The organism is Paenibacillus sp. UMB4589-SE434 (assembly GCF_030226685.1).
Lineage (GTDB): Bacteria > Bacillota > Bacilli > Paenibacillales > Paenibacillaceae > Paenibacillus_B.
On record NZ_JASOYK010000006.1, the window covers coordinates 245,803 to 271,438 of the forward strand.

The following is a 25,636-nucleotide window of genomic DNA, read 5'->3' on the forward strand; positions in this document are numbered from 1 at the left end:
TCGGGGGGCTATTTATATTTCACATGAAAAGGAAGCAGACATAATTAAAGCGCGTGCACATCAGCTGTTCCATAACAAATGTATTGCATCGTAATGGCAGAATTCGTTATCGGCTGTTGCTAGGCAGCTATGCTATACTAAATACATAAGCTTCGCGAAAGGAGCATTTTAATATATGATGCAGGATCAAGAATTAAACACAGCTATAAGCCAGAGGCCAAGCGTGCTGCTGGTTGACGGGATGGCTGTGCTGTTTCGTGCTTACTATGCAACTGCTTACGGCGGATCAATCCGTAGGATGAGTGACGGCACGCCTACCAATGCAATCTTTGGTTTTATTCGTTATTTCTGGGATGCGGTAGAACGATTTAAGCCCTCTCATATCATATGCTGCTGGGATTTAAGCAGCAAGACGTTCCGTTCGCAGCAATTTTCCGAATATAAAGCCAATCGAGCGGAGTGTCCAGAGGATCTAGTGCCTCAATTCCAACTTATCCGTGATGTCATGGATTCCTTCGGCATACCAAATGTATCTTGTGAAGGTTATGAAGCAGATGATTGTATTGGGACACTGGCACGCATTTATCGAGATCAGAATGATGTTATGATCTTGACAGGGGATCACGATATGCTGCAGCTTGTCCATGAGCACACGAAGGTGATCATCATGAAGAAGGGCCATGGCAATTATGCTGTTTACAGCCCGGACTACTTGATGGAAGAACGTCAATTAACTCCTGAACAAGTGATAGATGTTAAAGGATTGATGGGAGATACGTCTGATAATTATCCGGGTGTTCGCGGCATCGGCGAGAAAACAGCGTACAAGCTTGTGCAGCAATACGGTACGATTGAAGGTATTTTAGACCATATGCATGAGCTGACCAAAGGGGTTCGTACGAAGATTGAAGCGGATTTGGATATGCTGCATTTATCCAGACAACTGGCTCGCATAGAATGTGAGGTTCCTTTGGAATGTGAGCTGGATGCATGTGTGTTTGCTCCGGATGCTGAAGAAGTGAAATTGATCTTTGAACGGCTGGAAATGAAAAGCATGATTGCCTTTACAGGAGTGTCTTAAACATAGAAGGATTGAAATGCGCAATGCCGGGTGTATATCCAGCACTCGGTATTGCACAGATCCTGCTGCTACAGGCCAATTTTGAGTTAGGTTTGTACAGCAGTATAAGAGTGATGTAATTTGGCATCAAGATCTGATACATAGGGAAGGAAGAGTGCATTGCGTCAGAAGCATACAGCTCCAATTATAAGTGGGGCACAACCAGACAGACAAAGAAGTACATTTATGTTAAAAATAGCTGCGCTTGTCACTGCACTGAGTGTAACGATTACGCTTGCTGTACCTTATCAAGTCAATACAGTGCATGCAGTCGGGTCGATAAAAGCGGTATCCGTATCCCAAAATGCCCCGCTTGCTGCTCCAAAGGCTCAACTGAAGTCTGTCCAAACGGGTAAGCAGACTTTTAAGGTATCTACTGTCACGATTCCTAAGGGCTATCGAGTATCCGCGACATTTGGCAAGCAGCAGTATGGAACTTCTGCCGGTCTTGGCGCTATCGTCAAAGCCAATCAAGCCGTAGCTGCCATAAATGGTACGTTCTTTGAGGCTTACACTGGAGTACCAGAACCGTGGGGAACGTTAATTATTAACGGAAAGATAGAACATGTGGGCAATACGGGAACGATAATCGGTTTTGATCGACAAGGCAATGTGTTGATGGACACACTTCGCATCCAGATTACGGGTACCGTGGAGAGCAAGGCAACAGGGAAGAAGAACAATTGGTATACCTATTTTGTGAATCGAACACCAGCAAAAGACGGTTCTTCGGCTGTTCTTTACACCCCAATGCGTGGCAAAAACATCGGATTTACATATGGCAAAGCAGTAGTGGTTGAGCAAGGTATCGTCAAAGAGGTTGCTGCTGGTAAAAATGTCGCCATCCCGGCAAACGGCTTTGTACTTGTTTATACAGGCAAGGAAAAGCGTATGGCGGACAGATTTGCTGTAGGTGATCTTGTTGATGTACAGACCAAGTATACGAATACAGCAGGCAAACAGTTGGATTGGTCCGAGGTTCAGACAGCAATTGGAGCTGGGCCTAGATTAGTCAAAGATGGCCAAATTGCCTTGAATCCTGCGCAAGAAGGCTTTAAGCAGGACAAAATATTAAGTTTGTCCGCTACTCGCAGCGGTATAGGTGTTATGCCGGATGGCTCGGTGATGCTGGCGACGGTCCCTTCGGCAACGATGAGCCAGTGGGCGGCGATCTGGAAGCAGCTTGGTGCGAAGCAGGCGATGAATCTGGATGGAGGAGCATCGTCAGGCCTATACGCTAATGGCAAAATGATGACTGAACCAGGGCGCGCGCTGAGCAATGCTTTACTATTCCGTAAGCCGTAGCTCATAAGTCAAACCAAAAGCTAATCGGCTGGACTGCGGGTGGGAATCCATTTATTTTAAAGTGGTGTGGATGACACAAATAGAAGCAGGAACTATTGCCTGCTTCTATTTGCTGCTTGAACTGAAGTTGACGGCCGCTAATCGGTAAAATGGGCTTCCCCTACGACCAGGTATAAAAACTGACGAAGTTCCTCAGCTTCTTCAATGCCTAATTTAAAATGCGCTTCTAAATAACCTTCGTCTTTTAAGTCATCTTGACCGATGATGCCTGTAATCCCGCTTTGCAGATCGGTTACCAGCTTCTTGCCGTAGAAGCGGCTTGTCGTTGTTACGGCAAGGTCAAAGCGATGCAAGCTTTCCCCTATAAATGTCACAAAACGTGATGTCGTATCTTCGGTGTAATCAGATAGAAAGTCTAATTCGTGATTCATCCCCACTCGCCCCCTCCATAGATAACGTTCTCATTATAGCCCATTACGTCAAATATTGGATAGGAATAACGATCCTAATATTGACAGAAAAGATGGTCATGCTATAATAAGCTTAAATTCATAACTAGGATGAGGAAGCACCTCTTCGACGACGATATACGTTGAAGGCGTGCTTCCTTTTTGATGTCTGCATATCGCCGGATTGTTATGAAGGACTATTATTTTTCAATAGGAGGTAAGGCGATATGCTAGTAGTATGGATGACACGAATGGAGAAGGTGACAGCAGCCGGAGTGACTATTACAGGGCTTGTAAGTGCTGGTGAGGAAGAAGGAAAATGGATTGTATTGTGGGAGACAGGCGTGTCTGATCAAGTGGACGACATAACGGACAACCATATACAGCAGGAATCCGTCACTTGGTATGAAGGTGGGGTCTGGCTTGAGATGCGGGCGGCGCTTCGATCGGGCATGGCGCGCTTGCTTAGCATTGGATTTCAGCCTGCTCTTGGCTTCATGCCAGATACGAATATTCATGAGCGGCGTATGAAAGAGCATAACGAATGGATCAACTGCTACGGAGACCTGAACGTTAATGATACGCTGTATGAACGTTTAACGGCGTGGCGCAGAGAACAAGCGATTTCCTTGAAGAGGGCGCCATTCTGGATTGCAACGAATCGAATGCTTAGACTGGTAAGTGCATTTGTGCCTTATTCGGCAGAGGAGCTGCGGCAGTTGCCGGGATTCGGCGAGGCTAAGGTAAGGGCGTATGCGGAGTCGATCACGGCAATAACGAAGACGATCGGACGCGCTGCGGAATTCCCATTGAACTGGGTGCGAGAAACAGTGTCTGAACCGGTATTTCTCAAGTGGGTTTATGAGCAGGAGCAGGCCAAACTGAATAATGAATTTGGAAAACTTGTAGAACGTCGAATGTTACTCGAAGGGATACAGAATCAGATGTCGGCTGAGCAGTTGACAGGGCACTTAAAAATAGATCGAAGAGAATTGCTAGTACGGATCGAAGCATTAGTCGCAGACGGTTATGACATCCATGACTTTATTGAGCTGGAGCTCTCCATAATTTCAAGTGAGGAACGTCAATCCATTATAGCTGCACTTGCAGAATTGGGGGTTGAATACTTAAAACCGGTATTCGTTCGTGTGTATGGAGAGGACGCCTTGCAGATGGCAAGTGGTGAATTGCAGCGCAAATATGAATACATTCGGCTCGTAAGAATGACATTGAACGGTCAAGTAACAGGGAATCAGGATGAAGTACAAGAATTAAGTATTAACAAAGCACCAAATACGCCGGCAGAAGGAACGTCAAGTGACAAGAAGCAGGGAAGGCAGACGGCTTAGATTACAAGCTGATCGAGTATACATATAGCCCGCTAACCATTATTGATTAGCGGGCGGATTATGCAGGAAATGAACCTGTTCAATTGTTAAGTTTACAGCCAATCCTTCTTACGGAACCAATACAACATAAACAGGGCGAGTGCCAGCATAAAGCCGCTGACATATAACGAGCCGTATTCGTTATGCATAAATGGCACATAATCAAAGTTCATGCCGTAGAAGCCGGTAATGAAGGTCAGGGGCATAAAGATCGTTGTAACGGCCGTAAAGACGCGCATGATTTCATTGGCCCGGTTTGCAATGCTTGATTGGTAAGACTCTCGTAAGTTTGCCATTAAGTCGCGGAACGTTTCAAATGTTTCAGCCACTTTAACAGCATTTTCATAAATGTCGCGAAAATATTTCTGGAGGTTATCATCAATAAGCCGCAAGTCTTTGCGATACAGAACAAGGAGTACTTCCTTCTGCGGACCTAGTCCCTTCTTAAGCCACAAGATCTCGCTTCGCAGATTAATGATTTCGTTTAAGTGAGATTTCTTCGCATTTACGAGTACGACTTCCTCAAGATTGTCAATCTTGGCTTCAATTCGATCCGCAACCGTAAAGTAGTTGTCTACAACGGTGTCAGCAAGTATATAGAGCATACGGTCCGGCGTGCTCACTTCCTGTTCCCACAGCAAGGGCTTAACGGTACGCAATTCATTAATTTTCTGCTTGGTAACGGTAATTAGATAGTGTTTGCCAAGAAAAATATTTAAAGCACGGAGAAATATTTCTTCATCATCAAACCGAATGCTGTTAATCACAATGAAGTAATGACCTTCGTATATTTCCATCTTCGGCCGCTGTTCATCCTCACTTAGGCAATCCTCAACTGCGAGATCGTGAATATGAAACATCGGCTGTAATACAAGAAGATCATCAACGTCCGCATCGATCCAGTAGAATCCTGCATCAGGCGGGGTCAATGTGACATTAATGTCTTCGATCGGTGTAAACACACCGTCGTTGACGAGACGTATTTTCATCACCATCACTCCTTCATACCACCGCTTATCGGTAGCTTGCGTCGTCGTTATCATGACGATTCATAACTAGCAACGTGAAGATGCGGGGATGGTGAAGTTGTTCACAGTGTTGAGTGAATGAACAGAGTCAGGCGTGTAAGGACACCATAATAGGGTCCCTCAAGCGCGAACAACTAACGACAGCCACAAGCACAAGCTTACGTGATCGTCGAATCGTCATATTCGGTTGTCCGTTCTTACCGTGGCACGGCCTCGGGTCGCCATCCATCCGAAATTCACCTCTACAAAATAGAATGTAAACAAGTGCTTTTAATCCGTTAGGTCTGAAGCACTTGTCTAGTATAACGCGGCATTAGTAGCCTTTCAAGGGATATTCAGATGAAACTTATGCCTTCAATATATGGTGTACTGCCATTACATGTGATTTGACCCTTGACGAAATGCTTGCCAATGCCTTAAATTATTACCAAGTCCAATTGATGACCAATTTCATAAGCAAATGGCAATCTTATCAAGAGCAGGTGGAGGGACAAGCCCGATGATACCCGGCAACCGGCGCAAGCAGTATGTTTTGCGCAGCGGTGCTAATTCTTGCAGATGCATGGTGTAGACGAATGTTTTGCGCCCGGCAGCTGATAGATGAGAGAGGCGCATGAATATATGCAGGCATGACCTTTCTCGTATCATACAGAGAAAGGTTTTTTTGTATTCAATTTTAACAAAAGTCGAATTTGCTTACGTTATTGTTCATCTTTCAGGACACATTTCGAAGGGGGAGAGCGTCATGCCGATTAAAATACCGGACCATTTGCCGGCGAAAGAAATATTGACTCAGGAGAACATATTCGTCATGGACGAATCACGCGCTTATACACAAGATATTCGTCCGCTGCGAATTGTTATACTTAACTTAATGCCGACAAAAGAGACCACTGAAACACAGTTGTTACGTCTAATCGGGAATACGCCGCTGCAAGTGGATGTGACGTTGCTTCATCCTGCGACCCACGTATCCAAAAATACATCGGCGGAGCATCTGTCGTCCTTCTATAAGACATTTGAAGATGTAGAAAATGAACAATTTGACGGCATGATCATTACAGGTGCTCCTGTTGAGCAAATGGAATACGAAGAGGTAACCTATTGGAAGGAACTCTGCGACATCATGGAGTGGTCCAAGGATCATGTGACATCAACCATGCATATTTGTTGGGCCTCACAAGCTGGGCTGTATTATCATTACGGTGTACCCAAACATCCGCTTTCTAATAAGTGTTTTGGTGTATTCCACCATTCATTGAGCAAGGAGAATGTCAAGTTGACTCGCGGCTTTGATGAGTTATTTCTAGTACCACAATCTCGTCATACGGAAGTCCGCAGAGAGGACATTGAGCAGAAGAAAGGCTTGGAAATTTTATCTGAGTCGGACGAAGCAGGCGTATACTTGGTAGCGAGCGAAGACGGACGTCATATCTTTGTAACAGGCCATTCCGAATATGACACGTGTACATTGAAGTGGGAGTATGATCGGGATGTTGCTAAAGGAATGGAGATGGAGCTGCCGTGTAACTACTATCCTAATGATGATTCGACCAAAACACCGCGTTCAACATGGAAAGGGCACGCCAACTTACTTTTTTCCAACTGGCTTAACTACTATGTATACCAAGAAACGCCGTATGAACTACGTTCTGTAGCAGTACGTAAAGAAGGGGCAGGTGTATAGCATGATTAACCGTGACGAGCAGTCTTATCGGATGGAAAGCCAATTAGCGCAAATTGGTTCCATTCAGGAGCCGACGACAGGCGCAGTAACCTTCCCAATTTATCAAGCTACCGCGTATCGGCATCCTCGCCTAGGACAGAGTACAGGTTTTGATTACATTCGGACCAAGAACCCGACTCGGGCGGTGTTGGAGGATGCGGCTGCCTTGTTAGAGCGCGGAGATGCAGGTTTTGCCTGTAGTTCGGGCATGGCGGCGCTTCAGACCGTCTTTGCCCTATTCGGACAAGGTGATCACTTGATTGTCTCTTTGGATCTATACGGTGGCACCTATCGTATGCTAGAACGACTGCTGTCCCGGTTTGGTGTGACGGCTTCTTATGTGGATACAAACGATCTTGAGGCGATAGAATCCGTTCGTCAACCGTCCACTAAAGCTATATTTATCGAGACCCCTACGAATCCGCTTATGATGATTACCGATATTGAAGCTGTTGCCAAGTGGGCGCAGTCCCATAACATGCTGACAATCGTGGACAATACATTACTTACGCCGTTTTTCCAGCGTCCGATTGAGCTGGGAGCGGATATTATCGTACACAGTGCTACCAAATATTTGGGCGGACACAATGATGTACTTGCTGGACTTATCGTGACAAAGGGTAAAGAATTGTCCGAAGAGATGGCTTTCCTTCATAATTCTATTGGTGCTGTGCTTAGTCCGAGTGACTCTTATCAGCTCATGCGCGGAATGAAGACGTTAGCGCTGCGTATGGAGCGGCATGAATACAACGCTACACGTGTTGCAGAGTGGCTTAATACACACGAATCAATAGACACGGTTTATTATCCAGCACTTGTGGATCACCCGGGCTATGTGATCCAACGCAAACAATCATCAGGCAACACCGGAATATTATCGTTCCGCTTGCGTGATGCTCGTTATGTGGAGCCGATCTTACGTCATATTAAGCTAATTGCATTTGCGGAGAGTCTGGGCGGTGTGGAATCACTAATGACCTATCCTGCAGTTCAGACCCATGCGGACATCCCGCAAGAAATTCGGGAAGCTGTAGGTGTTGATGATCGCCTGCTGCGTTTCTCTGTTGGAATCGAACATGTAGATGACATTATTGCAGACCTGGAACAAGCGTTATCTGCCGCCAAGGAAGAGTTGGCGTCAACGCCTGTTTTGGAAGCAAAAGGGGTGTAGAGCATGAGTCAGGGACATCATAACGATCAGTTCGCAACGCGACTTATTCATTTTGGCAGTGAGGTGTGTAAGCATACGGGGGCTTCGAGCGTTCCGATTATCCAAGCTTCGACGTTTCATCATGAAGATATTTATAATCCGCCGCGTCATGATTACTCCCGCTCAGGCAATCCGACACGCGAGGCATTAGAGGATTATATTACGGTATTGGAAGGCGGCAAGCGAGGCTTTGCATTTGCATCCGGTATGGCGGCTATATCTACGGCCTTTCTTTTATTTTCGGCAGGTGATCATGTCATCGTTACGGAGGATGTATACGGCGGTACATATCGTTTGCTGACTACAGTGTTGAATCGCTTAAACATTGAATCCACTTTTGTAGACATGACGGATATCACGCAGGTTCAGGCAGCTATTCGCCCGAATACGAAAGCTGTATACATGGAGACGCCATCCAACCCGACGCTTAGAATTACCGACATTGCGGCCGTAACCGCATGGGCCAAGTCCAAAGGACTCCTTACATTGGTGGACAATACGTTTATGACTCCATATCATCAACGACCGATTGAACTAGGCGTGGATATCGTCATCCATAGTGCCACCAAGTTCCTTGGAGGACACAGCGATGTGCTTGCAGGCCTTATCGTGACACATGATCAAGATCTAGGACACCAAGTAAAAGTGCTGCAGAATGGGCTTGGCACGGTGCTTGGTGTGCAGGATAGCTGGCTGCTTATTCGCGGCATGAAAACATTAGAAGCTCGAATGAAGCAAAGTGAAGAGAGCGCACGCAGGTTGGCTGTGTGGTTGAGTGAGCGAGAGGATATCGTTAATGTGTATTATCCAGGGCTGCCTAACCACCCAGGACGGGAAATACATGAACAGCAATCGAGTGGATACGGAGCTGTCGTATCATTTGATGTAGGTTCAGGCGAACGGGCCAAACAAGTGTTAAATAAGGTTCGTTTGCCGCTTGTCGCCGTCAGCTTGGGAGCAGTGGAAAGTATTTTATCGTACCCGGCTATGATGTCACATGCTGCAATGCCACCGGAAGTACGTGCAGAAAGAGGAATTACGGATGGTCTGCTTCGTTTCTCTGTCGGTCTGGAGCACATTGAAGATTTACTAGCTGACTTGGAACAGGCATTGAACACGAATTGAGATGGTTTATGAATACCCTGCTTTGCCGGATAAACCGATATATTTTATTGCTAAAATGTATCGGTTTCGTCGATGGTGAAGGGGGTATTTTTCTGGGGTAAACTATGTTACGATGATTATTAGTTTTCAGAATCAAGTTTATTATTCATAACTTATTGCACGTACGAATACAGTTTCAACATACGACGAGCTTGGCCGTTGAATCCGTGCATCCTAATAGGAGAGGAAGTGACGGTGACGATGATATCACCGGTAGATCGCATTTTAGACAAAGCTTTGCGCGGTGAGCGCATCAATGCAGAAGAATGCGTAACGCTGTTCGAATCTGATCAGGTCGAGAAGATGGGACATGTCGCTAACGAGATTATGAAGAAGTGGCATCCAGACCCGATCGCGACATTTGTTATTGGACGTAATATTAACTATACGAATGTATGTGACACTTACTGTCGGTTCTGCGCTTTCTACAGAGCGCCTGGATCGAAGGAAGGTTACGTACTGCCGAACGAAGTGATTTTCCAGAAGATTCAGGAAACACTTGATGTTAACGGCACTGAAATTTTGATGCAGGGCGGCACGAACCCTAATTTGCCGTTTAGCTATTATACGGATTTGTTAAAGGAAATTAAGCAGCGTTTTCCTAAGATTACGATGCATTCTTTCTCACCAGCTGAAATATGGAAGATGAAAGAAGTGTCGGAGGGATTGTCCCTTGAAGAGGTTGTGCGTCAGATTCATCAAGCGGGTCTCGATTCGCTGCCAGGCGGCGGTGCAGAAATATTGGACGACCGCACTCGTCGTAAGATCAGCCGCTTAAAGGGCACTTGGCGAGAGTGGATGGACGTTATGCAGACTGCACACAAAGTTGGTATGACGACTACAGGCACGATGGTCATCGGCTTCGGCGAATCGATGGAAGAGCGTGCGCTCCATTTGGAGCGTATTCGGATCGCACAAGATGAATGCAAGGAATTTAATTATCCATCACGAGGATTTTTGGCATTTATCCCATGGACATTCCAACCGGATAATACCAATATGAAGGCAGAACGGGTTACGCCTGAACAGTATTTGAAGACACTTGCCATCAGCCGTATTTTCCTGGATAATATCCCTAACTTCCAATCGTCATGGGTGACGATGGGGCCAGAAGTAGGCAAGCAAACATTAAGTTATGGCTGCAATGACTTCGGTAGTACGATGATCGAGGAAAATGTTGTATCCGCAGCTGGCGCCACACATAAGGTCAATATTGAGAGTATTTTACGCATTATTCGAGAAGCTGGTAAAGTACCTGCGCAGCGGGATACACAGTACAACATTTTACAAGTGTTTAATGACGAGAAGAATGCTGTAGCACGCGACTTTATTATGCAGAATTAATATCAATCCACATCCTAAGCGTATTGAGAATATTAGCCAAGGGGGCTATTATTCTTGATACGTTTTTTTGCATGTATGAAGCTTAAAGCAGAACCAGTGCAGCCAAGCCACGAAACCGTACATTTCACATACGATATCTGAAAGGGATGGGAGGATAAAGAGCCTGTATACCAGGCATGTTCTGTTAACGTCAGAATGGATTACCAAATCTCACTTCGTATATATGGTTCTAGGCACCCATATACTGAATAAGGAACAGAAAGGAGTGAGCTTCATGGAACTGTTCACCGTATCCATTCCCAGTGCACAGCTTAAAGAGCTGGAATCCTTAACTGAGCTATTGAAATGTGAGATGGGCGATTTACATACAAGTTCAAGCAGAATTACATTAGACACCTTCCGAACAGACAAAATAGCAGGCGTGACATGCACCGGCTTATTGCCTGAATTCCAGCTTAAAGTTCATGGACAGGATGTATGGAAACGTGCAGCTAGTGCCGTTGCAGAGTATATTTTAGCCATAAAGGAAGGAGCGCTCATACGTGCTTTGATTGCAAAAGAAAAGCACGTTGAGGATGCGGATCGCAACAAGATTGAAGCATACTGCTATCAATTGCTAAATGGCTATGAGGACCATGGTTCTCCTGAAGTAAGGCGCAGACGAAAGAGTAAAGTATCCAAAGCCTTGCAGCTTTACCTTGAAGAGCACACCGTGTTAAATGTTGACGGATTTATTCGGTTTCGCTTGGAAAGCTACATGACAGAGCTGCGTGAAGTGGTTGATTATGCAATTGATGAATATGTGCTGGAACGCCAATATCAAGAATTTATTAGTCTGCTGAAGTACTTTGTATACATTCAGGATACGAAAATTCCAATGGCCCACCTAATGCACAAAGGCTGCCATGAATTTACGCTGCTGGATGAGCAATGGCAGCCGATTGAACCGTCCCACGTTGTAGATGGGATGGTCGTTGAGATGATCGATTGTGATATGGAAATGGAAGATATGATCGTAAGTACGCTCATTAATGTCTCGCCGGGTCATATCGTCATTCATACACGTGATCCAGAATCTCAAGTGATCAAAACGATCCAACAAATATTTGAAGCGCGGGTTCATGTATGCGTCTACTGCACTTCATGTGACCCATATTTAACGAGTAATTGGAAGTCTCAGGACTTGGTTCCTTAAATATGTAGTAAATAGTAAGCGGTCAAGAAATAAGAGGTGTACAGATTACTTGACCGTCTCCTTGATTTCGCATATAATATCCCATATTAAAGTTTACATCTATATGCAGCGATGACGAAGACATGGATGCAAATGGTCGTCCGGACAGAGAGAGGGAACTAGGCTGGAATTCCCTTCGGTACGCATAGGCATTTACCCCTTTAGAGCTTTGAATGGGAACGATCACAAGCTTGTTTACAGGCTGTCGTATTTAGTATCATTCAACGAATCATTCTCGTTAGCGAATGACTCAAGGAATTATTCCGTCGCCTCAGCTCCTGAAGTGGGCCGTAGCGAATGTTTGTGCCTGATTGGCACGAATTGGATGGTTCAAATGAGGGTGGAACCACGGGTATAAACAACAACACTCGTCCCTTCTAGAGGGCGGGTGTTTTTTTGTTTTTTATAGCATGATTACAAATCAGTAGAAATGAGGGGGAGCTCATACATGTCTATGATACGAGTAACTTTACCAGATGGTGCTGTTCGTGAGTACGAGCGCGGAGCGACAATTGAAGATGTGGCAGCATCAATCAGCAGCGGACTGAAGAAAAATGCGGTAGCAGGTAAGTTGAATGGAAAAGTGGTTGACCTGTACACTCCAATTAATGAAGATGCGGCTGTTGCGATCGTAACGCCTGATTCGGAAGAGGGATTGGAGGTCATTCGTCACAGCTCTGCTCACTTAATGGCGCAGGCGATCAAACGGTTGTATAAGGATGCCGATGTTAAGCTTGGTATTGGACCTGTCATTGAAGAAGGTTTCTATTACGATATCGATATGAACATATCGCTGACGCCTGAGGATCTGGTTAAGATTGAAAAAGAGATGGAGCGTATCGTAAACGAGAATTTGCCGATTCGTCGTCGTGTCGTATCCCGCGAAGAAGCGCTTCGTATTTACGAAGAGATTGGTGATCCTTTAAAATTAGAGCTAATAAACGATCTCCCTGTGGATTCAGAGCTTACGATCTATGATCAAGGCGAGTTCTTCGATTTGTGCCGCGGACCGCACGTGCCAAGCACATCCAAACTAAAAGTATTCAAATTGCTCAACTTGGCAGGCGCTTATTGGAGAGGCGATGCCAAAAACAAAATGCTGCAGCGTATTTATGGAACAGCGTTTGTAAAGAAAACGCAGCTTGATGAGTATCTTCATTATCTGGAAGAGGCGAAGAAACGTGATCATCGCAAGCTGGGAAAAGAGCTGAAGATCTTTACATTCTCACGTGAAGTGGGACAAGGCCTGCCAATCTGGCTTCCTAACGGTGCTACACTTCGTCGTACGATGGAGCGTTATATTGTTGACATGGAGGAGCGTCTCGGCTACAACCACGTATATACACCCGTATTGGCAAACGTAGAGTTGTACAAGACATCCGGTCACTGGGAACACTATCAAGAGGATATGTTCCCTACGATGGTAATGGACAACGAGGAGCTTGTGCTTCGCCCAATGAACTGTCCGCATCACATGATGGTATACAAGAGCGATATGCGCAGTTATCGCGATCTGCCTATTCGTATTGCAGAACTGGGTATGATGCATCGTTATGAGATGTCGGGTGCGTTAACAGGCTTGCACCGCGTACGAGCGATGACGCTAAACGACGCGCACATCTTCTGTCGTCCGGATCAGATCAAAGAAGAGTTCGCACGTGTCATTAACTTGCTGCGCAAAGTATACGAGGACTTCGGCATTAAAGAGTACCGTTTCCGCTTGTCCTACCGTGATCCGCAGGATACGGAGAAGTATTTCCCAGACGATGCGATGTGGGAAATGTCGCAGCGTATGCTGCGTGAGGTTGTGGAAGAGATGGGCTTGCCATTCTTTGAAGCAGAAGGAGAGGCTGCATTCTACGGCCCTAAAGTGGATGTGCAAATCAAGACTGCGCTTGGTAAGGAAGAGACACTTGGAACGGCGCAACTGGACTTCTTGCTGCCAGAACGTTTCCAACTGGAGTATGTTGGAGAGGACGGATTGAAGCACCGTCCGGTAGTTATTCACCGCGGCATCATTAGTACGATGGAACGCATGACAGCTTTCTTGCTTGAGAACTTTGCTGGTGCTTTGCCGTTGTGGTTGTCGCCGGTGCAAGCTAAGATTCTGCCAGTATCACCGAACTATGAGGAGTATGCCAAAGAAGTCGAAGAGCAGCTGCGCGAAGCCGGTATCCGCGTTGAGGCAGATGTACGTAACGAGAAGCTTGGTTATAAGATTCGTGAAGCACAGCTGGAGAAGATGTCTTACATGCTCGTCGTGGGTGAGAATGAGAAGAATAACGGAGCAGTATCCGTTCGTAAACGCGGCCATGGTGATCTGGGCATGATGTCGTTGAATGAGGCGATTGCCATGCTGAACGAAGAGATTCGTACACGCAAAATGCCGGAAGTAAAAGTGGAAGCAGAATAAATATGGAGTAGATGCAGGTTCGATATGAATCATCTTCCTGCTCTGCATTAGATACTCGAAGCTCGACCATATGCTATTAAGCATATGGCCGAGCTTTTTTTGTTTGTTATCAGTTAGAAAATATTAATTTATATTCAAATCAAAAAATTAAGTGAAAGAAGCATGGATTGGTACAGTCTATAAGGGTCGAAAGTGGTGGCATTCGCTCGGATAAGTGTATACATCGTATCACGAAAAGAAAGGAGGGGAGTTTCACAGCCATATCAAAAGTTGTAATTATATATTCAGATCGCGGTGCCTCTTGATGTCGTAGGCGTTCTTTTTTTGTCGAAAATGAATAAAAGAAAATGGCGCTGGACATCCTTCCCACTAGGGAGGAGTGACCATATGTTTACAATACGCATGAATGGTAGCAAACAAAGAACATTAACTGTGTGGAGTGACATCATCGTGAAAGTGAACAGGTTGTCGATGTGGGTGTGCTGCATGATCGTTGTATTAGGAGTAAGCTTGGTGAGTGAACCATATGCTCAAGTGCAAGCAGCACACATTACTCAGGGTATCTTGAGTCAGCATCAGCGTAAGGAGCTAGCATGGAATACAATTGAGAATTGGTTCTATTCCAACAATGTGAAGGTAGTACACGATGCAGTTCATCACCTTCAACAAAATACAGTAAGTATGAAAGCTGCTCATCAGACGGTACAACGATCCACCCTATTTGTATATGTAGACGCGCAAAATAGATCTGCTATCACACCAAAGAAGAATAAGGATCAAGCCGTGTCGACGACAGGCCGCTCGCTTTATAACGATGAGTTGTACGCACCTGTGCAAGCACAGGTTGAAAAGGAAGTAACGGTGGTTGCGACTGGTTATACAGCAGGTATTGAGTCGACTGGGAAGAAGCCGGGTCATCCAGAGTATGGTATTACCTATTCTGGAGTCAAAGTGCGACGTGATTATGTGTCCACGATTGCAGCAGATTTATCCGTATTTCCACTGGGGACTATTTTATACATTCCAGGATACGGGTATGGTATTGTCGCAGATATTGGCTCGAAAATTAAAGGGAAGAAATTAGATCTTTATTTTGACACAACAAAGCAAGTTTATAAGCAATGGGGAAAAAAGGAAGTCGACGTTCAGGTTATTAAGCTTGGTCAGGGTAAAGTTACAGAAAAATTATTAAACCAGCTGAATGAAACGGTTATTAAGCATCGTGGCATGCCGAAAAAACCATTATAGCCATATGCTGACAATGGCATGTCTGATGTTAGAGATGGTGGATTGCACCAACTGATTAACTGCATATTGCGACTATACGATTCGCATAATACTTGATGGAGACACGAAAGTGTACTCTTAACGTTTGGTATTGCGACAGCATGATCGTATAGGAGGTGACATCAGATGGGTAAAAACAACAAAAACTCTAAATTGGGTGCTAACCAAAGCTTTGATGCTGAATTTGCTGCTGAGGCAGCAGGTTTATCCAATGCTACCAGCAAGCCAGCTAAAGGGCAATCTCAAAAACCGCAGCAACAATAATAAATGCAGCACGAGTGTTAGGTAACTCACTGCTAAATAATTGATGTAAAGGGCTGTCTTAAAAGTCATCACTAGATGACCAAGAGACAGCCTTTTTCGGTTGAAATAGCATAATTTCCGAGACCGCTTTGCTATAAATAAAGAGAGCTGTTCATCAGGCTGGATGCATTCATTCATATGCCATAACGAGATCTTCTTAGATGTGCCTTGCCGTTTGTTGATTAATAGAAGTTGAAGTCACACGTCAATCGGTCGTAGCTGGTTTGTTCTACATGAGCTGTGCTGCGTTGTTTGCTGATACTTGAGCGCAAGCGGATAATTGGCAGTATAGCTTCGCTTTTATCATTTTTTGTATGATTATGGTCCGATTTACCAACTTCTCAGTCTGGAGACTGAGAGCGGATTCAATCCCTCGGCGCTATTCGGCAGCTTTTATTTCCTTTACAATACAAGTATAAGTAAAGATAACGCAGCAAATCGAATGCATCATAATAAAGCGAGGGATTAAAATGAACGAGTACAATCGCGGAAGATGGTTAGGCGGTTTCGTACTGATCTGTATCGGACTTGTGTTCCTGTTGCATCAATGGGGTTACGTATCATTTGATATTGGAGATTTAATACGCACCTATTGGCCACTCATCGTAATATTTGTGGGACTTAGCGGGTTGTTGCAAGGTGGTTTCTGGGGTGTGTTCCCATTAGGGGTAGGTGTTTACTTCTTATTGAGGAATCTAGGTATTGTGACGTTATCCATGGGGGACTTTATCAAGCTCGCATTTCCGTTTGCACTGATCGTAGGGGGAATTTTTATTTTGTTCCGTCCTCGTCACACTCGACACCGGAACAATCGCCAGGAGTGGAGAGCTAATCGGGAGGAATGGAGAGGCAAACGCAAAGAATGGAAAGCGCAAAAGCAGCAATGGAAGTCCGGTTGTAACAATGGTAAGGAGGACGTTTCGGATTATCCTGATTACACCAACTACCCGGACCCCTTTAAGGATGTTAATTACTCCGCCGATAACAAGCAGTCCAACGAAAGTGAGACGAACGGCAATATAGGGGCAGGGACTCGGCCGCATAACTACAATTATGAATCAGAACCACATAAACAATTTACTACTAATAATGAAGATAAAGGTCGTATGTACAGTGAGCCCATGTTTGGCAAGCATCGTACAGTTGTGAACAAATCGGGTTTTATCGGTGACATTCATATGGGACAGGATTTTTGGGAGCTTAAACCGATGAACGTATCTCATTTTATTGGGGATACCACACTTGATTTGACCAAAGCTCAAGTTCCTTACGGCGAAACCAAGATTAACATTTCAAGCTTTGTCGGTGATGTAAAGGTATACATTCCGAATGATGTAGACTTGGGTGTAGTTGTGACCTCGACATCCTTTATCGGCGATGTGCGTGTATTGGATATGGAAGAGGGCGGTTTCCTTCGTAATGTACAAGCAGAAACACCACAGTTCTACGAAGCTGGAAAGAAAGTGCGAATTATTGTAAACACGTTTATTGGTGATGTCAAAGTAATGAAGGTAGGGTAGAAAGCATGGTGATGAAGTGGTTTCGTAATGCCCGGAGTGCAAAGTGGGAATTGCTTTTCACTTTTATTATATCTGGGTGTGTCATCATTAGCGTGCTCTGGTTCGGATTAGTTCACGGTGGAGAATGGGGCAATGGCTTAAACTGGTGGCTGTACGGCATTATAACCGTGCTGATTGTATCGGCAATTACTGGATATATATCTGGTGTTCGCTTGCAGCGAAGGTTGGATGTGCTTCATTTGAGTATGATGCAGGTGACCAAAGGGAATTGGTCTGCCCGAATTCCTGATGATGAGGACGCTTCTTTTGCCCGTCTCTACACTGATTTTAATGCAATGATGCAGACGATGGAACATAAGCTGCGTCTTCTGCAAAAGCTGTCTGAACAGCAGATGATCGACTGGGAACGAGAAAGTGAAGCGATTGTACAAGAAGAGCGAAAGCGGCTGGCACGTGACCTGCATGATACGGTCAGTCAGCAGCTTTTTGCGTTGCATATGTCATCGTCCTCGCTGCCGAAGGTAATGGAAATGGATATGAACCGCGCGAAGGTGGTCGTTGAGCAGCTTATTCAGATGTCTCATATTGCCCAGAGACAGATGAGGGGGCTGATCGCGCAGCTGCGTCCGATCGAATTGGACGGCAGAACGCTGGAAGAAGCGCTGGAGCGCTGGTTCCCTGACTATTGCAATCAGAACGGACTCAAGGGCAAGATCGACATTCAATTGCATGAAGGCTTATCGGAAGTGAAAGAACATCAATGTTTCTTAATGATACAGGAAGCAATGGCTAATGTCGTTAAGCATGCGCAGGCAAGGCAAGTGACCCTGACGATGCAGGAAGCAGATAGCCGAATTGTACTTGTAGTCGCGGATGATGGCAGAGGGTTCGATATGAACAAGACTGCACACGGGGGCAGTTACGGATTATCTACGATGAGGGAACGTGTGGACAAGTTAGGTGGACATATGGACCTTGTCAGCCAGCCAGGAGCAGGCACAACAATTCGGGTATACATTCCTTTATTTGAAGGAAATGAACAACAAGCCGTTATCGTACAATTAGAAGACGGAATGAAACAAGGTGGAGGGCGAAGCGAATGAGCAAGATGACCGTATTTCTCGTGGATGACCATGAGATGGTTCGACTCGGCTTGAAGACATACTTGATGCTTGATCCTGATATTGATGTGATTGGGGAAGCAAGTGGAGGAATAGATGCAATCGATAAGATCAGCCAGCGAAGTGATGAGTTGCCTGATCTGGTGCTGATGGACTTGATGATGCCGGATATGGACGGAGTCGAGGCGACTAGACAGCTTATCTTGAAGTATCCCAAGCTTCGTATTGTCATGCTGACGAGCTTTATGGAAGATGAGCAGGTTGTAGCTGCTATCCAAGCGGGAGCAACCAGCTATGTACTGAAAACCGTCTCGGCGGAAGATCTTATCTATGCGATTCGCGGCGCTTATCGCGGAATGCCTGTTATGAGCGGAGAAGTGTCACAGGCATTGACACGTGGTCTTCGCAAACGTGCAGCACGGCCTGATGATGAAGGATTAACGGAGCGTGAAAAAGAAGTACTCCTTCTGATTGCGGATGGCAAGTCCAATAAAGATATTTCGGATGAGCTCCATATCAGCATTAAAACGGTAAAGACGCATGTCTCTAATCTGCTTATGAAATGCGAGATGCAGGATCGTACGCAGTTGGCTGTATTTGCCCATCGAAAAGGCTGGGTTAAATTAAGTTGAGTTGAATCATCCTAATGGTAACTATCGTTAGGAAGAAGGTTGTTAGCATGCGTGAAATAGACAGTTTGATTTCTGGACGTCAATATCGATATGATGGGATTAAGGAAGTATTAGAATCATGCGGCTACGCAGTCGGAGGGAATTGGAATTACGAAGGCGGCAGCTTTGACAAGGCGGTCGAGACACACCAGGATGTTGTTGTACGAATCCCGTTTCTAGCGATCGACGGACACTTTGATGCAGAATCAGATAATGAGACGATTATTGAGCTGCGTAGTCCATTGGTCCTGAAGCATGTTGTACAGCGTGGCAACGACCCGCACGCTGAGATGCACCTGATGGGTGCAATGATTGATCAATTTCAAACTCCTGTGCAGCCAGATGCCGAAGTGTCCGATGAAGAATGGAAGGCGGGCAGACAGCTTATCCAGCAGATTGAATACAAATTAAACAAATAATACCACTAGAAAGCAGCTTATCTCGTGTCTCCAGTCTATGGAGGCTGAGCAACGGGCTGTTTTTTTGTTGATTGAATAGGTTTTATTGTGTTTTATGTTCTTTTTAAGGTAAGTTTAAGGTTGGGAGTGCAAGATAAGAACATAACGTTATAGACAATAACAATAATGATATTGAACATCGTGGGAGGGGTTCTTTATGGAAGACAATCGCAAACCATTTTCTAATTCCGAGTCGGAACTGAAACATACAGCATCTGAAGCATCTAATGTACAGCAGCAGGCAGAACAGGAGCAAGCAGCAAGCAAGCAAGGTGATGCTCAGCAAGGACATTCATCCTACTACTATGCCTATGGTCCTTATCAGTCGGTTAATTCGGAAGACACGGCGTCAACAACCTCAAGAGATGCATACGGCGCATCCAGTGACGTTCAAGTTACACCGCCTAATCCAGTGAAGCCGCTGCCGTTTTCAAGTGCTACACGCCAAACTTTTAATCAATACGGCAGTGGTACTGACGCTTCAAGCGCGGGGCCAGGGACGGCGCCGCCGGGGAACTGGAATTTTAACAATCAGAAGCCTCAGCGCAAAGGGACGTCGTTTAAGGCCATGTTTGCTTCCTTTATGGCGGGAATGATCGTAATTACGTCATTGATGTATGCAGCAGATCGTACGAACTTATTTACAGGTGAAGCTGCGAGTCATAACAATAATTCCGGTGAGGCGGCACAGACGGTTGTGAATAATACACCAACCCCATTCCCGAATGGAGCTTCGTCCGTAGCAGAGGTTGCCAAGTCAGCTAGTCCGGCAGTTGTTAAGATTGAGACATATGCTTCTGCAAGAAGAGGCGGAGGAGTAGGTTCTTCGAACCCTTGGATGGATGATCCTTTCTTTAAGCAATTTTTCGGTGACAACTATGGCGGTAATGGAGGAAATGGCGGCAATAACAGTTCGGAAGGCACTGCACCTAAATCTGAGCTGCAGCCGCTTGGCATCGGGACTGGATTTATCTTTGATAAGAGTGGTTATATTTTAACGAACAATCACGTGGTAGAAGGCGGAGAGATGGTTCAAGTTACTGTTGAAGGGTATGAAAAGCCGCTAGAAGCAGAGGTGCTCGGAAAGAGTCAGGACCTTGATCTGGCTGTTCTGAAAATTAAAGGCGAGGATTTCCCAACGTTAAAGCTTGGGAACTCGGATGCCGCACAAGTTGGGGAGCAGATGGTTGCCATTGGTAACCCGTCGGGATTTGATCATACCGTAACTACAGGTGTCTTAAGCGCCAAAGAGCGTTCGATTAATATTGATGACAATGGTACGACGCGCCAATATGAACATTTGCTGCAAACGGACGCTTCTATTAATCCAGGCAACTCTGGTGGTCCACTGCTGAATATGAAAGGCGAAGTGATCGGAATGAACGTTGCGGTGAGTAAGCAGGCGCAAGGTATTGGGTTTGCGATTCCATCCAACGTGATCAACAAAGTTGTCGAGAACCTGAAAGCAAACAAAGAAATTCCTAAAGAGCCAAGTCCATTCATCGGCGCTACCTTGATGACGATGACTGACGAAATCGCTAAAAAAATCGGAATCGAAAGCATGGACGGGGCGTTGGTAGCCAATGTCCTTTACGGTTCACCTGCTTATAAAGGTGACCTGCGTGCATACGATGTCATTACGGGCATCGAAGGTAAAGCCGTAACAAACAAAGAGGGACTAATTGAAGCGATCCAGAAGAAAAAGGTCGGGGATGTTGTCTCGTTCCAAGTATACCGTGATGGCAAGAAGATGGATGTTAAAGTAACGATTGGCGATAAAAATAAATTCGAAAACATTGAACAGCCTTAAGGATAGGAAGCGTGAGGACTATTTAATCTTGGAAACACAATAGTGGGACAGGGAAGCGAAGAGAGGATTGAACTTTCTTCGCTTCCTTTTCTGAAATGAGCGTGTCCATGTTACAATAGGATGAAAAAGATGGAACGGTGAAAGGATGACGGCCTGAACATGCGCTCTTACATTTTAATCGTAGATGATGATGAGAAGATTACATCCATGCTCCGAAGAGGCCTTGTATTTGAAGGCTTTGAAGTGAATACAGCTTCTAACGGGACAGAGGGACTGCGCGAGATGATTGTGCGAGAGCCGGACTTGCTCGTGCTGGACGTGATGATGCCAGAAGTAGATGGCTGGGAAGTTGTGCGCAGGATGAGAGAAGCGGGCAGCTCAGTGCCTGTATTAATGCTGACTGCTAAAGATGAAGTGCAGGATCGTGTGAAAGGCTTGGACTTAGGGGCAGATGACTATTTGGTCAAGCCGTTTGCTTTGGAAGAACTGCTTGCACGTGTACGTGCTCTGCTTAGACGTCGGACAGACAGCGAAGGCGGCAACCATCGTCTTGCATACGAGGATCTGTTATTGGATCTGCATACACGTGAAGTCAAACGCGGCAATCATATGATTGAGTTGACAGCGAAGGAGTTTGAGCTCCTGCACCTCTTTATGCAGAACCCAAAGCGAGTTCTTCCTCGAGATGTCATTATGGAGAAAATATGGGGTTACGATTACAGTGGTGAGTCCAACGTACTCGAAGTATATATTGCCATGTTAAGACAAAAAACAGAGGAACACAGCGGAAAACGAATCATACAGACGATTCGTGGTACTGGCTACGTGTTGAGAGGGGACACATAACGGATGTCGATTCGTCTTCGGCTAACCGTTTGGTATTCCGCGTTATTGGCGTTTACGTTGTTTTTGTTTGGAATTTCCATCTATACATTCGTTGATTACAAAATATACGGGGATATCAAACAGCGCATTAGTGACACGGTGAATCAGATCACCATTCTTCCAACGCTGGACTTTCAAAATGGTCTTGACTTTGACGTAACACCTCGGGATGCTAATCGTCTTGTTAATGAAGCTTTGTTTACGCAGCTTACTAATTATACGAACGGAAGTGTCAAGCAGTCAGACGAAATGATTGCAAGTCGTATCGAGCTTAAGCCGCCGAAATCTCCGCGCGACATTCGAGACGGCTATCGGACCGTTGATATTCGCGGTAATGAATTTCTGATTTATGAACAAGCGATTACAATCAAGAGTCAGATTGTCGGTGCTATTCAAGTACTGTCTTATACTGGACAAGAAGCTAGATTTTTCAGGGAACTGCGCAGTATTCTTATCATTTCATCAATGGTGACGGTTGTACTAGCCTTCTCGCTAGGGCTATTTCTCGCTCAAAAGTCACTGCGGCCAATCGAGAACGTCATCAAAGCTACTAACCGGATTCAGAAAGGGACGGACCTTAGCATGCGTATTCCGCGCGAAGGCGCGCCGGAGGATGAGATTGGACAGCTCACCGAAACGATCAACAGCATGCTAGGTCGGATGGAAACGTTCTACAATGAGCTGGATGAAGCCTATCGTGCTCAGCGGCGATTTGTGTCAGATGCTTCGCATGAGCTGCGCACACCATTAACGACGATCCGGGGGAATGTTGATCTCCTCGAAAAGATGTGGGTGAATCAGTCCCAAGCGACTCCGCTGTCGGCCCAGGAGCGTGAAGTCATGTCGCTTGAGGCGCTTAGCGATATCGCAGATGAGTCACGGCGGATGACAAGATTGGTGAACGATCTGCTGTCACTTGCTCGTGCAGATGCGGGATATACGATGGAGAAGCAGTATTTGGAGTTGAAGCCGCTGCTTGACGATGTTGTACGCCGTGCCCAATTTTTGCCTCGTAAGGCGGATTGGGTTATTGAAGAGGAAGCAGGCCTGAAAGAAGTGGCTGTGTACGGCAACAAAGATTATTTGCAGCAAATGTTGTTCATTTTTATTGAAAATGCATTTAAATATACAGAAAGCGGCTCTGTCATATTAAGTGCTGTCATTTTGGATCGTCAAGTAGGCATTAAGATTAAAGATACCGGCATAGGCATGAATGAAAAGGAAGTACCGTATATTTTCGAACGCTTCTATCGTGCTGACGTCTCGCGTGGGGTAACATCTGGAACAGGATTGGGGTTATCGATCGCGAAGTGGATTATCGATGAACACAAAGGCTCAGTCGAGGTAGTGACTAAACCGGGTGAAGGAACGACCTTCCTTATCTGGCTGCCGCTTGCAGTTGTCGACGTGGATAAGGTAGATCCAGTATAATAGAGAAGTATTCACTAAAAGTGATACTGGATCTTATCCGTTAGAAAGTAGGTGCATCATGAAGGTTCATAAGATAACGCCGCGAGGATATTGCTATGGTGTTGTGGATGCGATGGTTATCGCGCAGCAGACAGCTCGCAATCTGGACTTGCCGCGACCGATTTATATATTAGGTATGATAGTGCATAATAGTCATGTCACGGATGCATTCGGAGACGAAGGTATTATTACGCTTGATGGTGCGAACCGTTTGGATATTTTGGATCAGGTAGATAAAGGGACGATTATATTTACAGCTCATGGTGTCTCACCTGAAGTGCGTCGCAAGGCAAGAGAGAAAGGCCTGACTACCGTTGATGCGACGTGTCCAGACGTGACGCGGACTCATGACTTGATTCGTGAGAAGACTGCAGATGGTTATGATATTATTTATATCGGCAAGAAGGGCCATCCTGAGCCAGAAGGTGCCATTGGTGTTGCTCCTGCTCACGTTCATTTGATCGAACGAGAAGAAGAGATTGATTCTTTAACGATTGATACAGAGCGGATCATTATTACGAACCAGACAACGATGAGTCAATGGGATATCAAGCATATTATGAATCGGCTCATTCAGAAATTTCCGACAGCGGAAATCCATAATGAAATATGTATGGCGACACAAGAAAGACAACAGGCTGTTGCTGATCAAGCGCACGAATGTGAATTGTTGATTGTGGTGGGTGATCCGCGCAGCAACAATTCGAACCGTCTTGCACAGGTTTCGGAAGAAATAGCGGGAGTGCCTGCCCATCGTATCTCGGACTTGTCGGAGTTGAATTTAGAGTGGCTGAACAACATCGAGATCGTTGGAGTTACATCAGGAGCGTCTACACCAAGTCCGATTACGAAGGAAGTGGTGCAGTTTCTGGAGCAGTACGATCCAGCCGATGAATCCACATGGGAGAAGAAGCGGACCGTCAATATGAGCAAGCTGCTTCCTCGGCTCCGAGACAAATCCTAATTCTTGCATCAACTAGGGCGTCGAAAAGAGGTCTCTGTCATGAAAAGATGGTTGAAGTATCAGACACTTAAGCTAATGCGGACTAACGGCAGCGCTTCTGCTGTAGCAAAAGGTTTTAGCATTGGTCTTGCCATTGAGATGTTTACGCTGCCGACAGCAGGCTTGGCATTTTTTTTAATATTTCCATTTGTTTATATGCTGCGCGGGCGGATGGCTTCGGCACTGGTTGGATTTATTTTTGGTAAAATTATTTATATCCCGGTGGCTGTACTCAATGAACGGGTGGGGCATTGGCTGCTGCCTGAACATTTTGTAGTTCATTTTCATGGGATTCCGCATTGGCTGAACCATCTGATGACTATAAATTTGCACCTTATTGTCGGTGGGATCATTGACGGATGTATTTTGGCGTTTATGATGTATTTGCCTGTTAAGAAAGGGCTGGAATTGCTGCAACAGCGTCGTCGTGAGAAACGAAGATTGCAGCGTATGCCGACGTAAGCAGATAAGTTGATTTAGGATAATAAAGGGCAAGGCTTATAGGAAAACGGGCCGTGCATGATGTGGGATATATTGTCCCCGTTATGCGCGACCGTTTTTTTCATAGCTATGAAGTTGGATTTAACACATGAGGTTACATATTAAATATGACGGCTTGTTCACAATTCAGAGGGTGATATGGATTGGTAGGAGGGAATAGCTTGACGAAAAAGATAAATAGAGGTATCATTTCTTTAATTGATAAAAGCATAGACGCGAACAAGCG

22 protein-coding genes and 1 riboswitch are annotated in these 25,636 nt (G+C 45.5%); of the genes, 20 read left to right on the forward strand and 2 right to left on the reverse strand.

Annotated features, from left to right (window positions below):
* Nucleotides 1-175 precede the first annotated feature (175 nt).
* Nucleotides 176-1,081 (forward strand): 5'-3' exonuclease, encoded by a 906-nt coding sequence (locus QP775_RS19760; protein WP_239332017.1) that lies wholly within the window; start codon nt 176-178, stop codon nt 1,079-1,081.
* A 159-nt stretch (nt 1,082-1,240) separates the two neighbouring features.
* Nucleotides 1,241-2,425: a phosphodiester glycosidase family protein gene (locus QP775_RS19765; RefSeq protein WP_285108598.1), complete on the forward strand. Its 1,185-nt coding sequence runs from the start codon at nt 1,241-1,243 to the stop codon at nt 2,423-2,425.
* A gap of 137 nt (nt 2,426-2,562) precedes the next feature.
* On the opposite strand, the gene QP775_RS19770 is transcribed toward QP775_RS19765, so the two are convergent.
* Complete coding sequence (locus QP775_RS19770) at nt 2,563-2,856, reverse strand: DUF3055 domain-containing protein (protein ID WP_239332013.1); 294 nt, start codon at nt 2,854-2,856, stop codon at nt 2,563-2,565.
* 245 nt (nt 2,857-3,101) lie between these two features.
* Here QP775_RS19770 and QP775_RS19775 point away from each other — a divergent pair, with 245 nt between their 5' ends.
* Nucleotides 3,102-4,223, forward strand: coding sequence for an HRDC domain-containing protein (locus QP775_RS19775; RefSeq protein WP_285108600.1), 1,122 nt, complete (start codon nt 3,102-3,104; stop codon nt 4,221-4,223).
* Nucleotides 4,224-4,315: 92 nt separating this feature from the next.
* Here the strand turns inward: QP775_RS19775 and corA are convergent, their stop codons facing one another.
* Nucleotides 4,316-5,251, reverse strand: a complete 936-nt coding sequence (gene corA / locus QP775_RS19780) for a magnesium/cobalt transporter CorA (RefSeq protein ID WP_239332387.1) — start codon at nt 5,249-5,251, stop codon at nt 4,316-4,318.
* Nucleotides 5,252-5,756: 505 nt separating this feature from the next.
* A riboswitch (SAM riboswitch) is annotated at nt 5,757-5,897 on the forward strand.
* Nucleotides 5,898-6,035: 138 nt separating this feature from the next.
* Between corA and metA the strand changes: the two genes are divergently transcribed.
* The 17 genes from metA (at nt 6,036) to QP775_RS19865 (ending at nt 25,371) form a co-directional block, all read left to right on the forward strand.
* Nucleotides 6,036-6,977, forward strand: coding sequence for a homoserine O-acetyltransferase MetA (metA, locus tag QP775_RS19785; protein WP_239332009.1), 942 nt, complete (start codon nt 6,036-6,038; stop codon nt 6,975-6,977).
* Between the two features lies 1 nt (nt 6,978).
* The gene (locus QP775_RS19790; RefSeq protein ID WP_239332007.1) at nt 6,979-8,187 is read left to right on the forward strand and encodes an aminotransferase class I/II-fold pyridoxal phosphate-dependent enzyme; all 1,209 of its coding nucleotides are present in this window, start codon (nt 6,979-6,981) and stop codon (nt 8,185-8,187) included.
* 3 nt (nt 8,188-8,190) lie between these two features.
* Nucleotides 8,191-9,351 carry a trans-sulfuration enzyme family protein gene (locus QP775_RS19795; protein ID WP_285108604.1) on the forward strand — a complete coding sequence of 387 codons (1,161 nt, stop codon included), beginning with the start codon at nt 8,191-8,193 and terminating at the stop codon, nt 9,349-9,351.
* Nucleotides 9,352-9,591: 240 nt separating this feature from the next.
* Entirely contained in the window at nt 9,592-10,734 is a 1,143-nt protein-coding gene (gene mqnC / locus QP775_RS19800) for a cyclic dehypoxanthinyl futalosine synthase (RefSeq protein WP_275444767.1), read from the forward strand.
* A gap of 274 nt (nt 10,735-11,008) precedes the next feature.
* Entirely contained in the window at nt 11,009-11,929 is a 921-nt protein-coding gene (gene ytxC / locus QP775_RS19805) for a putative sporulation protein YtxC (RefSeq protein WP_285108606.1), read from the forward strand.
* Nucleotides 11,930-12,416: 487 nt separating this feature from the next.
* Nucleotides 12,417-14,381 carry a threonine--tRNA ligase gene (thrS, locus tag QP775_RS19810; protein WP_285108608.1) on the forward strand — a complete coding sequence of 655 codons (1,965 nt, stop codon included), beginning with the start codon at nt 12,417-12,419 and terminating at the stop codon, nt 14,379-14,381.
* Between the two features lie 387 nt (nt 14,382-14,768).
* Nucleotides 14,769-15,629, forward strand: coding sequence for a 3D domain-containing protein (locus tag QP775_RS19815; RefSeq protein ID WP_285108610.1), 861 nt, complete (start codon nt 14,769-14,771; stop codon nt 15,627-15,629).
* Between the two features lie 165 nt (nt 15,630-15,794).
* The gene (locus tag QP775_RS19820; RefSeq protein ID WP_239331997.1) at nt 15,795-15,932 is read left to right on the forward strand and encodes a hypothetical protein; all 138 of its coding nucleotides are present in this window, start codon (nt 15,795-15,797) and stop codon (nt 15,930-15,932) included.
* Between the two features lie 509 nt (nt 15,933-16,441).
* Entirely contained in the window at nt 16,442-17,491 is a 1,050-nt protein-coding gene (gene liaF / locus QP775_RS19825) for a cell wall-active antibiotics response protein LiaF (protein ID WP_285108613.1), read from the forward strand.
* Nucleotides 17,492-17,502: 11 nt separating this feature from the next.
* Complete coding sequence (locus QP775_RS19830) at nt 17,503-18,594, forward strand: HAMP domain-containing sensor histidine kinase (RefSeq protein ID WP_343224477.1); 1,092 nt, start codon at nt 17,503-17,505, stop codon at nt 18,592-18,594.
* A complete protein-coding gene (locus QP775_RS19835) occupies nt 18,591-19,244 on the forward strand; it encodes a response regulator (protein ID WP_285108615.1) in 654 nt (217 codons plus the stop codon). Before QP775_RS19830 ends, QP775_RS19835 begins: the two co-directional genes overlap by 4 nt.
* A 47-nt stretch (nt 19,245-19,291) precedes the next feature.
* Nucleotides 19,292-19,702: a YugN family protein gene (locus QP775_RS19840; protein WP_285108617.1), complete on the forward strand. Its 411-nt coding sequence runs from the start codon at nt 19,292-19,294 to the stop codon at nt 19,700-19,702.
* A 196-nt stretch (nt 19,703-19,898) separates the two neighbouring features.
* Nucleotides 19,899-21,551 carry a S1C family serine protease gene (locus QP775_RS19845; RefSeq protein WP_285108619.1) on the forward strand — a complete coding sequence of 551 codons (1,653 nt, stop codon included), beginning with the start codon at nt 19,899-19,901 and terminating at the stop codon, nt 21,549-21,551.
* A gap of 159 nt (nt 21,552-21,710) precedes the next feature.
* Nucleotides 21,711-22,397, forward strand: coding sequence for a response regulator transcription factor (locus QP775_RS19850; RefSeq protein WP_028546074.1), 687 nt, complete (start codon nt 21,711-21,713; stop codon nt 22,395-22,397).
* Nucleotides 22,398-22,400: 3 nt separating this feature from the next.
* On the forward strand, nt 22,401-23,867 hold the full coding sequence (locus QP775_RS19855) for a sensor histidine kinase (protein WP_239331985.1): 1,467 nt from the start codon (nt 22,401-22,403) through the stop codon (nt 23,865-23,867).
* A gap of 58 nt (nt 23,868-23,925) precedes the next feature.
* Nucleotides 23,926-24,870 carry a 4-hydroxy-3-methylbut-2-enyl diphosphate reductase gene (locus tag QP775_RS19860; RefSeq protein WP_239331983.1) on the forward strand — a complete coding sequence of 315 codons (945 nt, stop codon included), beginning with the start codon at nt 23,926-23,928 and terminating at the stop codon, nt 24,868-24,870.
* A gap of 39 nt (nt 24,871-24,909) precedes the next feature.
* Entirely contained in the window at nt 24,910-25,371 is a 462-nt protein-coding gene (locus QP775_RS19865) for a DUF2062 domain-containing protein (RefSeq protein WP_239331981.1), read from the forward strand.
* Nucleotides 25,372-25,636: the final 265 nt, after the last annotated feature.